Source organism: Blautia sp. DFI.1.216, assembly GCF_020594215.1.
GTDB classification, from domain to species: domain Bacteria; phylum Bacillota; class Clostridia; order Lachnospirales; family Lachnospiraceae; genus Blautia_A; species Blautia_A wexlerae.
This window is the reverse complement of record NZ_JAJDML010000020.1, coordinates 33,357-50,091: the sequence shown is the minus strand read 5'-3', so window position 1 is coordinate 50,091 and position 16,735 is coordinate 33,357. Positions and strand designations below refer to the sequence as shown.

The 16,735-nt window shown below is 43.3% G+C and carries 14 protein-coding genes, 1 tRNA gene and 1 pseudogene; 11 read left to right on the top strand and 5 right to left on the bottom strand.

Going from position 1 to position 16,735, the window contains the following annotated elements; all coding sequences use genetic code 11:
* Positions 1–76: 76 nt before the first annotated feature.
* The 3 genes from LJE11_RS09660 to trmB all read right to left on the bottom strand — a co-directional run bounded on the left by LJE11_RS09660 (position 77) and on the right by trmB (position 3,097).
* Positions 77–1,477, bottom strand: coding sequence for a phospholipase D-like domain-containing protein (locus LJE11_RS09660; RefSeq protein ID WP_227295901.1), 1,401 nt, complete (start codon positions 1,475–1,477; stop codon positions 77–79).
* Positions 1,478–1,932: 455 nt separating this feature from the next.
* Positions 1,933–2,005, bottom strand: a tRNA-Lys gene (locus tag LJE11_RS09655).
* A 426-nt stretch (positions 2,006–2,431) separates the two neighbouring features.
* Positions 2,432–3,097, bottom strand: a complete 666-nt coding sequence (gene trmB, locus LJE11_RS09650) for a tRNA (guanosine(46)-N7)-methyltransferase TrmB (RefSeq protein WP_055054321.1) — start codon at positions 3,095–3,097, stop codon at positions 2,432–2,434.
* Between the two features lie 306 nt (positions 3,098–3,403).
* On the opposite strand from trmB, the gene LJE11_RS09645 reads away from it, so the two are divergent.
* The 9 genes from LJE11_RS09645 to LJE11_RS09605 all read left to right on the top strand — a co-directional run bounded on the left by LJE11_RS09645 (position 3,404) and on the right by LJE11_RS09605 (position 12,297).
* Positions 3,404–3,715, top strand: coding sequence for a hypothetical protein (locus tag LJE11_RS09645; protein ID WP_227295899.1), 312 nt, complete (start codon positions 3,404–3,406; stop codon positions 3,713–3,715).
* Between the two features lie 48 nt (positions 3,716–3,763).
* Positions 3,764–4,807, top strand: a complete 1,044-nt coding sequence (locus tag LJE11_RS09640) for a V0D/AC39 family V-type ATPase subunit (protein ID WP_022380359.1) — start codon at positions 3,764–3,766, stop codon at positions 4,805–4,807.
* A 67-nt stretch (positions 4,808–4,874) separates the two neighbouring features.
* A complete protein-coding gene (locus LJE11_RS09635; protein WP_173697789.1) occupies positions 4,875–6,815 on the top strand; it encodes a V-type ATP synthase subunit I in 1,941 nt (646 codons plus the stop codon).
* 144 nt (positions 6,816–6,959) lie between these two features.
* Positions 6,960–7,391 (top strand): ATP synthase subunit C, encoded by a 432-nt coding sequence (locus LJE11_RS09630; RefSeq protein ID WP_008705339.1) that lies wholly within the window; start codon positions 6,960–6,962, stop codon positions 7,389–7,391.
* Between the two features lies 1 nt (position 7,392).
* Positions 7,393–7,701, top strand: coding sequence for a V-type ATP synthase subunit F (locus LJE11_RS09625; protein WP_008705340.1), 309 nt, complete (start codon positions 7,393–7,395; stop codon positions 7,699–7,701).
* 162 nt (positions 7,702–7,863) lie between these two features.
* Positions 7,864–8,451 carry a V-type ATP synthase subunit E gene (locus LJE11_RS09620; protein WP_227295897.1) on the top strand — a complete coding sequence of 196 codons (588 nt, stop codon included), beginning with the start codon at positions 7,864–7,866 and terminating at the stop codon, positions 8,449–8,451.
* Entirely contained in the window at positions 8,444–10,216 is a 1,773-nt protein-coding gene (locus LJE11_RS09615; protein ID WP_008705342.1) for a V-type ATP synthase subunit A, read from the top strand. Before LJE11_RS09620 ends, LJE11_RS09615 begins: the two co-directional genes overlap by 8 nt.
* A 62-nt stretch (positions 10,217–10,278) precedes the next feature.
* Positions 10,279–11,661, top strand: coding sequence for a V-type ATP synthase subunit B (locus LJE11_RS09610; RefSeq protein WP_008705343.1), 1,383 nt, complete (start codon positions 10,279–10,281; stop codon positions 11,659–11,661).
* Positions 11,662–11,679: 18 nt separating this feature from the next.
* Entirely contained in the window at positions 11,680–12,297 is a 618-nt protein-coding gene (locus LJE11_RS09605) for a V-type ATP synthase subunit D (protein ID WP_008705345.1), read from the top strand.
* Between the two features lie 688 nt (positions 12,298–12,985).
* On the opposite strand, the gene LJE11_RS09600 is transcribed toward LJE11_RS09605, so the two are convergent.
* Positions 12,986–13,699 (bottom strand): C40 family peptidase, encoded by a 714-nt coding sequence (locus LJE11_RS09600; protein ID WP_062808247.1) that lies wholly within the window; start codon positions 13,697–13,699, stop codon positions 12,986–12,988.
* 280 nt (positions 13,700–13,979) lie between these two features.
* Between LJE11_RS09600 and LJE11_RS09595 the strand changes: the two genes are divergently transcribed.
* On the top strand, positions 13,980–15,740 hold the full coding sequence (locus LJE11_RS09595; protein WP_227295895.1) for a DUF885 domain-containing protein: 1,761 nt from the start codon (positions 13,980–13,982) through the stop codon (positions 15,738–15,740).
* Positions 15,741–15,749: 9 nt separating this feature from the next.
* A pseudogene (locus tag LJE11_RS20350) lies at positions 15,750–15,875 on the top strand (AIM24 family protein); the annotation flags it as partial.
* Positions 15,876–15,928: 53 nt separating this feature from the next.
* Here the strand turns inward: LJE11_RS20350 and LJE11_RS09585 are convergent.
* Positions 15,929–16,714, bottom strand: a complete 786-nt coding sequence (locus LJE11_RS09585) for an HAD hydrolase family protein (RefSeq protein WP_227295893.1) — start codon at positions 16,712–16,714, stop codon at positions 15,929–15,931.
* Positions 16,715–16,735 lie beyond the last annotated feature (21 nt).

The window sequence follows — 16,735 nt, the reverse complement described above, 5'->3', positions numbered from 1 at the left end:
GTGTCTGAAAGATGCTTTACGCAAGATGTGCGTCACAATTTGCAGGAGATTTTGGGAATGATTTTCCAAACACACTCTAAAGCAGCTGCCGAAGAGGACGAATGATAATCCTGAGCACACCGTAGTATAACTTCTTTTTCCGATTCAACACTTTCCCCTGGTACTTTGCGCCTTCGGTTTCCTGACCGTTTGCAAGTACCTCTTTGCTTTTTTCCATATAATCTGATTCTGTTTCGTGAATCTGCTGATTCAGTTTTTCGCTGTCAATTACCAGCATCAGTTCCGTATCCAGATAAGTACTTCGCATATCCAGATTATAGGAACCTACTACTGACAGACGGTCATTTATCAGCACAGCTTTTGTATGAACCGGATAATCATTCATCAGTTCATACACATCTGCCCCTGTTTCCAGAATTTTCTTTTTCTGATTAAGATAATCTGTACAGCCCCATGGATTAGAGCCTTTTTCCACTGCATTCAGCACGATCTGAAGCTTTGCATGATCTGAAATCCCCTGCAATACATCATACATGTAACCATTACAGATCACATAAGGAGTCTGTATTATTACATGATCTGCATTTTCAGTAAGATACTGAATTGTCTGGAGAACCTGCGGTGTTTTTCGTCCCGCCTTAATTCCATTATTGATCAGAGTGATCTTGTTTGCTTCTATCGTATCCTTTTCCCATGCACTGTAGGTTTCTATATCATTGTACCTTTTCAGCAGAGATATGTAAATTTCTTCCATGTGCCGGTATGCATCCGTATATCTGGAAGATTGTTTGCCTTTTTTAATGCTCACACAGCTTTCCTTCCATATTTTATGGAAATAATCCTCAAGCTGGTTCAGAGACTCTCCCTGTCCTTCTGATGTATCATACACCAGGATATCTCTGTCTTCATTAATGCCTTTTGTCTGATTTCCCAGAAAGATATCATTGCTGTTGCGTCCGCCCAGCAGATACATTTTCTCATCCACGATCAGATATTTATCATGCATGCGATAATTCACCTTAAACAGATTGACCGGTGTCACCGGATTGTAAACTCCCACTTCCACATTCTCATATGATGCCAGAGCCTGGAAATCGCTGCTTCCAGCCAGAAACAGTTGCTGATAAATTCCATCGATCAATAACTGAATCTTCACACCTCTTGCCGCAGCGCAATTCAATGCGGCAAGAATTTTAGTGCCATTATCATCCGCGCGTAAGTCAAAGGTAGACAGTACAATGCTCTCCTTCGCAGTGCCAATCATACGAAGCCTCCACAAAAGTGCCTCTTCATTATCGTCAATGCAGCAAATCCTTTCCGTTCCTTCTGTCTCTGATATAAATTCTGTTTCTCTCAGACTTTCCACATATTTTTCGTCCGGTTTCCTGCAAAAAAGAGGTGAAAGTACATTTACCAGCACCACGATCAGCAGGAAAAGGCAAAATATTTTTCCTGTTCTTTTTAGTATTTTTTTCATTCGATACCGTAACCTCCTTTGACCAGACCGGAACCCAGATATTTGACTTATTCCTCTTCTTTCGACAATACACTGAGTATAGAGTATAACATAATCAGAAGCCATAGTGCATCTTTTGATACGAAAAGCGTTAAAATCTTTTCACAAACCCTTTTCTTTTTCTTGCAATGTCTTATATGTTTCCGACTTATAAAAATTCAATGTCATCAACTCTTTCCAACAGGGAGGGATTTCAATGTTATCAGGATGGTTTGTATAACGTGTGATGACTGGTTATAAAGAGAGTTTATCTGCATCTTGCACAGCAGTCTTCTCTCCTGCATGAAGATACTTACCAGCTTGACCCTGTGTTCTTCAAGCGCTATCAGTAGCATAAAATATTTTTTGCTTTCCGTAAAACATAAAAAACACCGTCCCCGCGGCAATCGCATTGTCCGCAAAAACAGTGTTCTTAGTGCGCCTTCAGGGGTTCGAACCCTGGACACCCTGATTAAGAGTCAGGTGCTCTACCAACTGAGCTAAAGGCGCATATTCTTTTGTTCTTTTCTCTGTGGTGAAGTTTTGCATCACCCTCAACGCAAGTGATATTATATATAATAGTCGTTTAAATGTCAATAGGTTTTTTCAAAAAAAATCAGATTTTTTTCTATTTCATTTATTTTTCCTTTTTTTCGTCGTTTTGGGACATTTTGTTAAGTGTTTTATTGACCTCTTCTGCGGATTTCCGCAGGCGGCTGAAGGTATTATCAAAGTTTTTGTGTTCATAGCGGAATTGTAGCATTTTATTATGGAAAGAACTTTTTCGTTTCACCGGCTGACTCCTTCGGGGCGCGAAGCGCCCCGAAATTTTCTTATACTATAATATGCACTGCCAGCCACAATAGATAATCAAATGAATAATCGCAATCCACTTCACTACGGAATTGCCATAAACCAGATGATTGCTCTGCTTTTTTATCTGTGACACCCTCTGGAAATCACCATCTTACAGATTGGATTTCCCATAGAAGAAAATTTCTCTTCATATTCTGTCATAACATTTCCCTGTACCATCTCTTCATTATGATGCAGATCAAAGGTAGAAGCTTCCAGATTCCATCCGGCTTCCTCCACTTCTTCCAGGGAAAATTCAAACAGTTCCTTATTATCTGTCTTGAATTCCACTTTTCCATCCTGAACCAGAATCTGGTCGTAACGTGCCAGGAATTCTCTGGATGTCAGGCGACGTTTTGCATGGCGGGCTTTTGGCCATGGATCGGAAAAGTTCAGATAAATCTTATCTACTTCACCTTTCTCAAAGATTTCCGGCAGAAGTCTGGCATCCACTCTCATAAAAAATAAATTAGAATAAACCTCTCCATTCTCCTCCAGTTCTTCTCTCTTCTGCAATGCGCGAAGAAGAACGCTGTCATACATCTCGATTCCTATATAATTGATATCCGGATGCAGCCGGGCCAGATCCATAAGAAATCTTCCTTTTCCCATCCCTACTTCAATATGAAGAGGCTGCTTTTTCACAAAAACCTCCCCCCAGTGTCCTTTCTTTGTCTGTGGTTCCTGCACCACATAAGGGCTCTCCAGAATTGCATCCTGAGCTCCCGGAATATTTCTTAATCTCATAAAAATCTCCTGTTCCTTTTCTTATATCTCCAGAGCGTGTTTGAAAAATGCTTTACGCAAGATGTGCGTGCAATTTCCTGCCACCAATAAACTACCATACCATACTCCTAACGTCAATTACATCCCGGACAGATATTCGCAGGAGATTTCTTTAACTTGTCTAAAAAATAACAATTTTTTTCTTTCTGAAAAAAATTTAGATGGTTTTTTTAAACAAAAGGGTGTATGATATCTAACAGATATTACTATTTTTCACATAGTAAATCTGGTTTTTTTGTAAAATTTTGACAACTAGGGAGGTTGAAGATGGAGCAGATACTTAACAAATTATCTGAAATCGAGCTTACAGCCCAACGCATCATGGAAGACTGCGACCGGCAAAAGCAACAGCTTTCTGAAGAGGCAGAACAGAAATGTAAAAATTATGACGAGCAGCTGGAGACCCGGACAGCAGAGCAGATTCGACGGATCCGTCAGCAACTGGAAGAAGAAAAAGATTCCCGCCTGGCACAGTTACGTGCAGATACAGACGCTACCTTTTCTTCACTGGATACTCATTACGAACAGCAGCACTCACAACTTTCCAGAGAATTGTTTGAGAAAATACTGGCTATGTAAAGAGCTGTCTCAAACGCTAAACAACATCAGGAAAGGAAGTGAAAAACAATGGGAGGCGTACTCTCCTACAGCGGACTTTCCACGAAAATCCGCGCAATGCAGAGCAGGCTTACTACCATGGATCAGTTCGAGGAAATCCTCCAACTCTCCGATGTCACGCAGGTAGCCGCCTATCTGAAGCGAATGCCGGAATACTCTTCCAGGTGGGATGCACTGGATGAAAATACCCTGCACCGTGGCCAGATTGAGAAGCTTCTGAAGAAATCCATATTCCAGAATTTCTCCAGAATTTATCACTTTGCCAACCCGGAACAGCGTAAATTTCTGGATCTGTATTCCAAGCGATATGAAATCCGTGTACTGAAGGAAGTCATGACAAATATCTTCGATCACCGCGACACGGATCCTGTAGATGTTTCTCCGTACCGTGAATTTTTCCGTCTGCATTCCAATATTGATGTAGACCGGATCACTACCTGTTCCACCATGGAGGAACTGATTTCCTGCCTCAAAGGAAACGAATTTTACATCCCGCTTTCGAAGATCCAGGAGCATGAAACAGCACTTCTCTTCGACTATGGTATGGCACTGGATCTGTACTATTTTACCCAGATCTGGAACATCCGTAAGAAGCTGTTTAAAGGTAAAGATCTGGAAGAGATTACCTGCACTTACGGCGAGAAATTTGATATGCTGAACCTGCAGTTTATCCAGCGTTCCAAAAGGTATTACAACATGGATCCGGCAAGTATTTATGCCCTGCTGATCCCTGTAAATTATAAGTTAAAGAAAGAAGAGATCACAGCTTTGGTGGAAGCACCTTCATACGAAGAAGGTCGAAGAATTTTCCAGAAAACATGGTACGGAAACAAATATGAACAGCTTACCGTAGCCAATCTGGAAGAATTCTACAACCACATCCACCGCTCAATCCTTGAGAAGGAATCCCACAGAAATCCATATTCTGTAGCAGTGATCTATTCTTATCTGTATAACAAGGAACACGAAGTAAACCGCCTGACTATCGCCATTGAATGCGTACGTTACGGTGTGCAGCATGATGAAGCCATGCGTTATATTTGCAACAGTTGATTTCTATATGGCGCATAACTGAATAACTGCTTCGCAGTTTAAAGAACATTAACCAGGAGGTGAATTTATGATTGAGAAAATGAAGTTCCTGAGCATTACCGGTCCTAAGACCGATATTGACAGAGTGGTAAACACCTATCTTTCCAAGTACGAAATTCATCTGGAAAATGCCCTTTCCGAGCTGACCGCAGTAGAGAGTCTTTCTCCGTTTATGGAAATCAATCCATATAAGGAAGCACTCTCTACTGCCAACAGTTTCTATGATGAACTGGCAGATCCGGAGAAGATTTCTGCCAAACCCATGGATACTGAACAGGCTTTAAATACAATCCGCCGGATTCAGTCTGATTATCAGGAACTAAGCAATAAACGTGCTGATCTGGAAAGTCAGCTTGCAGCTCTGGATGAATCTCTGCGAGTGATCCGCCCGTTCAGAAATATTAATTACAATATTTCCTCAATCCTGAAATTCCAGTTCATCCACTTCCGTTTCGGAAGGATTGAGAAGGAATATTACCAGAAATTTGAAAAGTATATTTACGAAAATCTGGACACAATTTTCATTAAATGTGATGAAGATGACCAGTATGTCTGGGGTCTGTATTTTGTCCCGGAGCACGAAGCCCAGAAAGTAAAAGCCGTCTATTCTTCCATGCACTTCGAGCGTATTTATATGCCGGATACTTATGAGGGAACAGCAAAAGAAGCTTTCGAACAACTGACTGAAACACGCAACAGAGCTGCTGCTGATCTGGCATCTGCCGATCAGAAAAAAGCAGATTTTCTTCTTAGAAACCAGAAAGATATTGTTGCCTCCCGCAATGCTATCGCACAGCTTTCCGGTAACTTTGATGTGCGCAGACTTGCAGCATGTACACATGGGGATAAAGACGTTTTCTATATCTTATGTGGATGGATGACAGAGAAAGATGCCCATTCTTTCCAGAATGATATCAAAGACGACAGCCGCATTTTCTGTATTATTGACGGTGAAGAGGACGAACATCTGAAGCCAGGTATACACCAGCAGCCGCCAACGAAACTGAAGAACCCGAAACTGTTTAAACCATTTGAAATGTACATCAAAATGTATGGTCTTCCGGCCTATAACGAGATGGATCCAACATGGTTTGTGGCACTGACTTATTCCTTTATTTTCGGTGCAATGTTCGGTGATGTGGGGCAGGGATTGCTGCTCTTTATCGGTGGTTTCCTGCTTTATAAATTCAAACATATCACACTGGCAGGCATTATCAGTTGTGCAGGTGTGTTCTCCACAATCTTCGGATTTATGTTCGGAAGTATCTTCGGATTCGAAGATGTGATACCAGCCCTGTGGCTTCGCCCGATGAACAATATGATGTCAGTTCCGTTTATCGGAAAGCTGAATACAGTATTTATTGTTGCCATTGGTTTTGGTATGTGCCTGATCCTTTTATGTATGGTATTTAACATCCTGAATGCCTGGAAAGCCGGAGATGTAGAACACATCTGGTTTGATACAAACTCAGTAGCCGGTCTGGTATTCTACGGCTCTGCAGTTGTCTCCATTGCACTTATACTGAATGGCAAAACACTTCCCGGCGGAATCGTACTGTTTATCATGTTCGGCGTACCATTGATCCTGATCTTTTTGAAAGAGCCACTTACAGCCCTCATTGAGAAGAAATCAGAATTTATGCCAAAAGAGAAGGGAATGTTCGTTGTACAGGGACTTTTTGAAATGTTTGAAGTCCTGTTAAGCTACTTCTCCAATACCCTTTCTTTCGTCCGTATCGGAGCTTTCGCAGTCAGCCATGCAGCGATGATGGAAGTCGTTCTCATGCTTGCAGGCGCAGAAAGCGGAAACCTGAACTGGATAGTAGTAGTTCTGGGAAACCTTTTTGTATGTGGTATGGAGGGCCTGATCGTCGGTATCCAGGTGCTTCGTCTGGAATATTATGAAATGTTCAGCCGCTTCTACAAAGGTACAGGACGTAAATTTGAGCCGTTCCGCTCTGTAAAATAGACAGAAAGATCATCAGAAATTATACTATTTTCATTTATATATCATCCTCGGGAAACCCATATCTGTCGGTCAGCCAGATATTCAAAGCCGAATAAATATGATATATATGAACAGCAAAATCAAGAACTAAGAGGAGATTTAATTATGACAACAATCGCACAGATCATTTTAGCAATCGCACTGGTACTCAGCATCATTCTTCCATTTGGCTACTATCTCATCGGTGAAAAAAACCGCGGACGTTACAAAACAGCTCTCGGTGTAAACGCATTCTTCTTCTTTGGAACCATGCTTATCGCCATTGCAGTTATGTTCACAGGTGCTTCTTCCGTACAGGCTGCTGCAGGCTCTGAAGGCACACTTGCAACAGGTATGGGTTATATCGCAGCAGCTCTTGTAACAGGTCTTTCCTGTATCGGTGGTGGTATTGCCGTTGCCAGTGCGGCAAGCGCAGCCTTAGGCGCTATCAGCGAGGATCAGAGTATCCTTGGTAAATCCCTTATTTTCGTAGGTCTTGCAGAAGGTGTTGCCCTTTATGGACTGATCATCTCCTTCATGATCCTGGGACAGTTATAAGATGCAGATGTTTTTGATCAGCGACAATATCGATACCTACACAGGGATGAGACTGGCAGGTGTAGAGGGCGTGGTCGTACACACACATGATGAATTAAAAGATGCTTTGCAGAAAGCTATCTCCAATAAAGAAATCGGAATCATACTCCTGACCGAGAAATTCGGCCGGGAGTTTCCCGAAATTATAGATGATGTAAAGCTTCATCACAAGACCCCTCTGATTATCGAAATTCCCGACAGGCACGGTACTGGCCGCAAACCGGATTTTATCACTTCATATGTGAATGAAGCTATTGGTTTAAAACTGTAAAACAGTTACCAATAGTAAATCTAATGTTACTGTTCACACACCACTATCTCGAGACATACAAGCCAAAATCCCATTGCCACAGGCAATCTGGAATGAATTTTGGCTACGTTACTGTGAACGGAGTGAACAGTTACAATCTAAATATTACAGGCAGGTGTTAACATGACAATTGATGAAAAACTCAGCCATTTTTATGATATCACTGTAGAGGAAGCCCACGAAAAAGCTGCCGCCATTCTCGATGAGCATAAATCGGCTCTGGAGAAAATGACAGAAGAACACAAAACTCTCAGTGAAGAAAACGCCCAGACACAGATCAAAGCGGAAACTGCCAGCGCCCGACGTGAAATAAACAAGGCTCTCTCCGCAGAACAGCTCACGATCAAGCGTGACTGGACCAGAAAACAAAACGAATTAAAAGAGAAAATTTTCTCCGAAGTAAAAGGACTTCTGGAATCCTTTACCAAAACTCCGGAGTATGAGAACTATTTAACTGCTAAGATCAAAGAAGCTCTGGATTTCGCGGGAAATGATGAGATTACCATCTATCTCTCTCCGGAGGACAGATCTCTTGCAGAGAAACTTCAGCATACAACAGGTACTGCTATCCAGCTTGCAAAGGACTCTTTTCTTGGCGGTATCCGCGCTACGATTCCTCAGAAAAACATCCTGATCGATCACTCTTTTGCAGGAAATTTTGAGGCAGCATACAAAGAATTCAAGTTTGACGGAGGACCAGAACATGAGTAATACAGGTATTATCTACGGTGTCAACGGCCCCGTCATTTATCTGAAGGGCGACAGCGGATTTAAGATTTCCGAGATGGTCTATGTAGGTCCGGAACATCTGGTAGGTGAGATCATCGGCCTGAAGAAAGGCATGACCACCGTACAGGTTTTCGAGGAGACTACAGGACTGAAACCGGGCGATACAGTTACAGGAACCGGAGATGCCATTTCTGTACTTCTGGGACCTGGAATCATCCACAATATTTTTGATGGTATCCAGCGCCCTCTGGAAGAGATTGCCAAAGCCTCAGGCAAATATATTTCACGAGGTGTCAGCGTTGATTCTCTTGACACAGAAAAGAAATGGAACACTCACATCATAGTAAAAGAAGGAGATGTTGTAGGTCCCGGCTCTGTTATCGCAGAAACTCAGGAAACAGACTCCATTCTCCATAAATCCATGGTTCCTCCGAATCTTACAGAAGCCACAGTTATCCACGCGGCATCTGACGGAGCATACACCATTCTGGAACCGATCGTAACCATTCAGTTCGCAGACGGAACCACCAAAGATCTGGCACTTGCACAGAAATGGCCGATCCGTATCCCGAGACCAACCCACAAACGTTTCCCCGCAAGCGTCCCGCTTGTCACAGGCCAGCGTATCCTGGACACTCTTTTCCCTATCGCAAAGGGCGGTACAGCCGCTGTTCCGGGAGGTTTCGGTACAGGTAAGACCATGACTCAGCATCAGATTGCAAAATGGTCTGACGCAGACATTATCATCTACATTGGATGCGGAGAACGTGGAAACGAGATGACTCAGGTTCTGGAAGATTTCAGTAAACTGATCGACCCGAAATCCGGAAACCTGATGATGGACAGAACCACATTGATCGCCAATACTTCCAACATGCCGGTTGCGGCGCGTGAAGCTTCTATTTATACAGGTGTAACTCTTGCGGAATATTACCGGGATATGGGTTACGACGTAGCTATCATGGCAGACTCCACTTCCCGTTGGGCAGAAGCTCTTCGAGAACTGTCCGGCCGTCTGGAGGAAATGCCTGCAGAGGAAGGTTTCCCTGCATATCTGGCATCCAAGCTGTCCGCATTCTATGAACGTGCAGGAATGATGCAGAACTTAAACGGAACCGAAGGCTCTGTCTCCATTATCGGAGCAGTTTCTCCACAGGGTGGTGACTTCTCAGAACCTGTCACACAAAACACCAAACGTTTCGTCCGCTGCTTCTGGGGACTGGACAAATCCCTTGCCTATGCCCGTCACTTCCCGGCAATCCACTGGCTCACCAGCTACAGTGAATATCTGGAAGACCTGACTCCATGGTACAGAGAACATGTTTCCCCGAAATTTGTAGCAGACAGGAATCAGCTCATGGCAATCCTGAATCAGGAGAGCTCCCTGATGGAGATCGTCAAGCTGATCGGAAGCGACGTTCTTCCGGATGACCAGAAACTGACGCTGGAAATTGCCAGAGTCATCCGTCTGGGCTTCCTCCAGCAGAACGCTTTTCACGCAGAAGACACCTGCGTACCAATGGAAAAACAGTTTAAAATGATGGAAACGATCCTCTATCTTTATGAAAAATGCCGTGCACTCATCAACCGTGGAATGCCGGTTTCCGTACTGAAAGAGGGGAACAACATTTTTGAAAAAATTATTTCCATTAAATATGATGTGGCAAATAATCAGCTTGATAAATTCGACCAATACAAGCAGGACATTGATACTTTCTATGATAACATAATGGAAAAAAACGGCTGATGCCGGAACAGTTACATTCATAGCCATAACCGGCTATGAGTCGTAACAGAGAGGAGAAGTTTATGGCAATTGAATATTTAGGCTTAAGCGAAATAAACGGACCTCTGGTGGTCCTGGAAGGCGTCAAGAATGCCTCCTATGAGGAAATCGTTGAATTTCACATGGATGACGGGACTCGCAAGATCGGCCGTATTATTGAGATTTATGAGGACAAGGCTGTTATCCAGGTTTTTGAAGGAACAGACGGTATGTCCTTAGGCAACACCCATACCCGGCTGACCGGACGTCCCATGGAGATCGGGCTTTCCCCGGAAATCCTCGGACGAACCTTTAACGGTATCGGACAGCCCATCGACGGTCTGGGGGACATCACCCCGGATGTAAAATTAAACATCAATGGTCTGCCACTGAACCCGGTAGCACGTGAATATCCCCGAAACTATATCAACACCGGTATTTCCGCAATCGACGGACTGACCACCCTGATCCGAGGACAGAAGCTTCCGATCTTTTCCGGAAATGGTCTTCCACACGACAAGCTGGCTGCACAGATCGTACAGCAGGCTTCTCTGGGAGAGGACTCTGATGAAGATTTTGCCATTGTTTTCGCAGCAATGGGTGTCAAATATGACGTAGCGGAATTTTTCCGCCGTACCTTCGAGGAAAGCGGTGCTGCAGACCATGTAGTTATGTTCCTGAATCTTGCAAATGATCCGGTTGTTGAACGTCTTCTTACACCGAAGATCGCCCTCACTGCCGCAGAGTATCTTGCTTTTGAAAAAGGAATGCACATCCTGGTCATCCTGACAGACATCACATCCTTCTGCGAGGCCATGCGAGAGGTTTCCTCCTCCAAAGGTGAGATTCCGTCCCGTAAAGGTTATCCGGGTTATCTGTACAGTGAGCTTGCAACCCTGTACGAACGTGCAGGTATCGTAAAAGGCAAACCGGGTTCCGTAACCCAGATCCCGATCCTGACCATGCCAAACGATGATATCACTCACCCAATCCCTGACCTTACCGGTTATATCACCGAAGGTCAGATTGTTCTGGACAGACAGCTTCATGGACAGGCAATCTATCCGCCTATTAACGTACTGCCATCTCTTTCCCGTCTGATGAAGGACGGTATCGGTGAAGGCTATACAAGAGCAGACCATCAGGACGTGGCAAATCAGCTTTTCTCCTGCTATGCAAAGGTTGGAGATGCCAGAGCCCTTGCTTCCGTTATCGGTGAGGATGAGCTTTCCCCGCTGGATAAACGCTATCTGGTATTTGGTAAAGCCTTTGAGAGTGAATTTGTCGGCCAGTCCGAAACCGAGAACCGAAGCATCACCGAAACCCTGGATAAGGGCTGGGAGCTTCTGGGACTTCTTCCGAAAGAAGAGCTCGACCGAATTGATACGAAGATCCTCGACAAGTACTATCACGAAACAGTACGCTAAAAGAAGCGAGGTGATTACATGGATCCGAATACCTTTCCCACCAAGGGAAACCTGATACTTGCAAAGAACTCACTGAAGCTTTCCCGTCAGGGCTATGAACTGATGGACAAAAAGCGTAACATCCTGATTCGTGAAATGATGGAGCTGATCGATCAGGCAAAGGATATCCAGACACAGATTGATGTGACTTTCCGCACTGCCTATACAGCACTGCAGAAAGCCAATATGGAGATTGGTATCGCCTTTGTCCAGCAGATTGCGTGTACGGTTCCTGTCGAGAACTCTATACGCATTAAAACCCGAAGTGTTATGGGTACGGAAATTCCTCTGGTGGAATATGACAAAACCACTAACACTCCCACCTATGCCTACTACAGCACAAAGATGTCTCTGGACGAAGCCAAGGCTGCCTTTGAAAAGGTAAAAGAGCTGTCCATCCGCCTGTCCATGGTGGAAAATGCAGCCATCCGCCTTGCAGCCAATATCAAGAAAACTCAGAAACGTGCCAATGCTCTGAAGAATATCACTATTCCGAAGTACGAGGCACTGACCAAAGATATCCAGAATGCACTGGAGGAGAAAGAACGTGAGGAATTTACCCGTCTGAAAGTCATTAAACGGATGAAACAAAAATAGTATATATCAGAAATCAGCCGGATGAATATTTACTATTCATCCGGCTGATTTTATCTGACGTATGATAAAGATATCTATAGCAATCCTCGTAAATAATGCATTTAAGACAGTTCAGCAGAGTGCGAAAGACAAGGAAGATATCTGCAGGCGTGCTGACGCACGGCAAAGATATCTGACACAGGACTTCATGCTATGTGGATAATATCTGTGAAAAGTTATCCCCACCCGAATTCATTTTGTGCATTTCTCATCCACATCTGTCTCTCCTATGTGGAAATTTCCTGTTTCTGTCAAATGTATTCTTTTTTTCATTGTTGTTGTATTTTTTAGCAGAATATCTTTTTGAATATTCTGATTATTTTTATATATATTGTTATATTTTGTCTTTTTTGTACAATATTATATGTTTTTTAGAATATAAAAAAGTCAATAGATTTGTGGATTTTTTCGTCCAAAAATGTCGATTTATCATTTTACACAAAACATCTGTTTCTTTTTTCCTTATGTAAATCAAGTATTCCACACACATAAAATGTGGATAATGTGGATAACTTTGTGTATAACTTTAATTTACGGGATTTTTCAATAACCGGGTATGTGGATAGAGTGTGTATGACTTTATCCACTTTTCCCACCTCTCGACATTCTTTGTGCAATTTGTCGAATCATATAATTTTAGGCGTTACAGCTATTCCATGAACGTACCTACAGCTGCCGGCTTCTCATAATCATAATCGGAAATCTTGATTCCTGTAGCAGCATTGCTGGCATGGATAATCTTTCCATCTCCGATATAAAGTGCCACATGATCAATATATCCGCTTCCGTAGAATACCAGATCTCCCGGCTCAAGCTGGCTGATATTTTTCTTTGTGGAGGCCTCACACTGCGCTGCAGCCACACGTGGAAGACTGTAACCGAAATTGGCAAATACAGACATTACAAATCCTGAGCAGTCTGCACCGTTTGTAAGGCTTGTTCCGCCATAAACATAAGGATTTCCTTCAAACTGCAGCGCAAAGTTTACCACTTCCTGTCTCTTTGCCAGACGTTTCGCTTCTGCTTCTTCGGCAATTTTTTTCTTTGTATCCTCAACTGTCTGCTGAATACTCTCCAGTGCGGCTGTTTTTTCCTGCTCTGCCTTCTCAGAAGCCTTTTCCGCTTTCTCTACTCTTCGTTCTTCACGAATCTGAACTGCTTCCTCTTCTTTCGCAACAAACTCCTGTGTCTGTTCCTCTGTCTGCTTCGCCAGTGTACTTGCCAGAGCACTTACACTTCCTGTTCCATCAGAAAACGCTGATGCGCCATCATCAAACTGTGCTGCGCTTACACATACCCCCTGTGTCAGAACCACAGAGCTCATAATTGCTGCCATCAAAATTGTCTTTATTTTATTATTCATTTTACTAATCAACTCCTGTTATACATCGCTGTAAAATTATTACATTTTTATTACGTTTTGTTACGCATTTGTGTATGTTAACATAACATCCCAATTTTGTCAAATGAAAAAAGTGTGACGAGCATTTGGAATAAATTTTGGCTTGTATGTCTCGGGATTTTGGCATATTTATGCCAAAACACCTCGCGGGATAATGGTGTGTGAACAGTAATGATGTTACCGAAAGCATACTTCATGCCTTCCTTCAATAAGATAGTAAAAAGCAGATTCCGAGGTGGATATGCGTATTTATAAAAATATCCCTAAAAGAATCCTCAGCCTGTGTCTGGTCTTTGCCATTGGCATCAGCATGGGTGTTCTCTCCGACCACTTTGTTTCTGAAAACTCCCGTTTTCAGACCTTTACGGAAAAATTATTCCGGTCCGAAGTATGCAGCAATAACCTCACCCTTCACTACACTCTTGCACACCCTGAAAAAAAAGGTATCAGAAAGCCCGAGGCAACTCTTGGAACTGCACTTTCTGACCCGGCTAAGACCACCAGTCTCTGTCAGGAATATGAGAAAGAGCTGAAATCCTTTGCCTATTCCAGGCTCTCCGAAGAAAACCAGCTTACCTGTGATATGCTTCTTCTCTATTTTCACACCAGAGCCTCCCTTGGAAAAAACAGCGCCCTGGATGAGCCGCTAGGACCAGGCCTGGGTGTGCAGGCACAACTTCCCATTCTTCTGGCGGAATATACTTTCCGGACAAAAGAAGATATCTCTGATTATCTGAAACTTCTGAGTACCGTCAGACCATATTTTCAAAGTATTATAAAACTGGAAAAGCAGAAATCCCAGTCAGGGCTTTTCATGAGCGACACAACTCTGGACCGTATCCTGAAACAATGTCATTCTTTTGTCGCGAATCCTGATTCCAACTACATGGATGATATTTTCGCGCAGAAACTGAAAGCTTTCTCCAACCCTGCATTTAGCAGCGAAGATCAGAAAAAACTCTGTACATATCATCATAAACTGATCTTAACCGAAGTGATCCCTGCTTATCAGGAACTGGCAGACAGTCTGGAAAGTCTTCGCGGTACAGGCAAAAGCAGCCGGGGCCTGGCATTTTTTGAGGGTGGGCGTGAATATTACCTCTACCTGCTGCAAAGCCAGACAGGAACCTATGTACCTGTCGGACAAATTGAAAAAAGGCTGTCAGCTCAGCTTTTGTCCGACTATCGGGAGATATCTTCCCTGCTGAAACAGAATTCCTCCCTGATCAACAGGCTGAATCAATGTTCCGGTGAACTTACGCTGACACCGACTCAGATGCTGGAGAAGCTTCCGGAATTGATGAAAAAAGATTTCCCGGAACTGAAAGATGCCACTTACGAACTCCGCACCGTTCATCCTTCCATGAAAAAATTTTTAAGTCCTGCTTTTTACCTCACGCCACCTGTGGATACCCGAACCCCCAACGTAATCTATATCAACGATTCCGGACGTACCTCTTCTCTGGAGCTTTTCGGCACACTGGCACATGAAGGATTTCCCGGTCACCTTTATCAGACAGTTTCTTTTGCCGAAAACAATCCCTCTGACATCAGATATCTGGTCACCTCCTCCGGCTACGTGGAAGGCTGGGCAACCTACGTAGAATCATACGGCTATGAATATGCCGCCTCTCTTATGAATGATCCGGATTCTGCCAAAAATGCCGTCCGGTTTGCCTGGTTAAACAGAAGTATGAATCTGTGCATTTACTCCCTGATCGATATCGGCATTCATTACAGGGGCTGGGATGCATCCCGCACTGCTGTCTTTCTGAAAGCATTTGGCATCAACAATGCTTCTACTGCTGCCGAAATCTATCAGTATATTGTGGAAACTCCCGGTAACTATCTGAAATACTATTGGGGATATCTGAATTTCCTTGACTTGAAAACAGTCTGTCAGAAAAGACTTGGAGATGATTTCGACCTGAAAGAATTTCACCGCCGGATTCTGGACATCGGACCTGTACAGTTTCCGGTTCTGGAAAAATACATGAAATAAACGAATTACTGGAAAACTTTCATCGGCCAGACTTCCGGAGAGTCTTATCAGTTTGAGTGGCATGGAGGAGATAATGTTACGGTTATCATTCAGCCATCTGAACGTCAGAGCGGAATCCGCGTCAGTATGGATTAACAGCCTGATATAACAAAGAGCCGGACTGACTGCAATATTTTATAGAATTGCAGTCAGTCCGGCTCTTTAAAATATAAAACCAAACATTTCTCAAGTAATGTTTCCGAAAACAGTCTTCCTGCCTCCATTTCCATCACTGTCTCTTTGAATCTGTCGCTACCATTACCGTAAATCTTTTTAAATCCGGCCGGAACTAATCCCAGGTCGCTTTCTTCCACCATGGAAACATCGAATTCGCTGTCTCCGGCTGCTATGATATATGCAGGCTGCAACCTCTTTCGAAGTCTTCTCACAGCCATTCCCTTACTCAGATTTACAGGAACAACATATACCTTCTCTCCATTATGAAATACGTCCACCAGCTTCGTAGTCAGTTTTGCCTGCAGATCTTCAACCACTTCCTCTGGCTTTTCACATTTTGTAAAAATAAAAAGCTCATCTAGAAATCTCAGCTCAAACTTTCGTCTGGAATCCCCGGCAAGAATCTGCTGCGCTTTTTCCATTTCCGGTCTGCTATTCCGGATCATTTGCAGCGACTCCAGATACCACTCTCTGTCACGCTTACCATTTACCAGCAGTACTCCTCCATTACAGACAAGGGCATAGGGTACGATTCCTATATCCAGATCAATACGTTTATACTGTTCTTCCGTCCTTGTGGATGTTGGTATGATAGTCATCTTCTCACTTACTTTTTTCAACAGATCATGCGTTTTTTCAGAAATAAACGAGATTTCTCTTCCATTATATAACTCAATATTTAATTTATTTTCACCGATATTGCGCTTATACGAATATATTATGGTATTGTCCATGTCCGCGCATAAAATGCCATTCATTCGCTTCCTCCAAAAATGGGA

Bases quoted from the DNA above. Each gene is read 5' to 3' on its own strand.
- LJE11_RS09660 (WP_227295901.1), bottom strand. From the start codon at position 1,477: ATGAAAAAAATACTAAAAAGAACAGGAAAAATATTTTGCCTTTTCCTG.
- trmB (WP_055054321.1), bottom strand. From the start codon at position 3,097: ATGAGATTAAGAAATATTCCGGGAGCTCAGGATGCAATTCTGGAGAGC.
- LJE11_RS09645 (WP_227295899.1), top strand. From the start codon at position 3,404: ATGGAGCAGATACTTAACAAATTATCTGAAATCGAGCTTACAGCCCAA.
- LJE11_RS09640 (WP_022380359.1), top strand. From the start codon at position 3,764: ATGGGAGGCGTACTCTCCTACAGCGGACTTTCCACGAAAATCCGCGCA.
- LJE11_RS09635 (WP_173697789.1), top strand. From the start codon at position 4,875: ATGATTGAGAAAATGAAGTTCCTGAGCATTACCGGTCCTAAGACCGAT.
- LJE11_RS09630 (WP_008705339.1), top strand. From the start codon at position 6,960: ATGACAACAATCGCACAGATCATTTTAGCAATCGCACTGGTACTCAGC.
- LJE11_RS09625 (WP_008705340.1), top strand. From the start codon at position 7,393: ATGCAGATGTTTTTGATCAGCGACAATATCGATACCTACACAGGGATG.
- LJE11_RS09620 (WP_227295897.1), top strand. From the start codon at position 7,864: ATGACAATTGATGAAAAACTCAGCCATTTTTATGATATCACTGTAGAG.
- LJE11_RS09615 (WP_008705342.1), top strand. From the start codon at position 8,444: ATGAGTAATACAGGTATTATCTACGGTGTCAACGGCCCCGTCATTTAT.
- LJE11_RS09610 (WP_008705343.1), top strand. From the start codon at position 10,279: ATGGCAATTGAATATTTAGGCTTAAGCGAAATAAACGGACCTCTGGTG.
- LJE11_RS09605 (WP_008705345.1), top strand. From the start codon at position 11,680: ATGGATCCGAATACCTTTCCCACCAAGGGAAACCTGATACTTGCAAAG.
- LJE11_RS09600 (WP_062808247.1), bottom strand. From the start codon at position 13,699: ATGAATAATAAAATAAAGACAATTTTGATGGCAGCAATTATGAGCTCT.
- LJE11_RS09595 (WP_227295895.1), top strand. From the start codon at position 13,980: ATGCGTATTTATAAAAATATCCCTAAAAGAATCCTCAGCCTGTGTCTG.
- LJE11_RS09585 (WP_227295893.1), bottom strand. From the start codon at position 16,714: ATGAATGGCATTTTATGCGCGGACATGGACAATACCATAATATATTCG.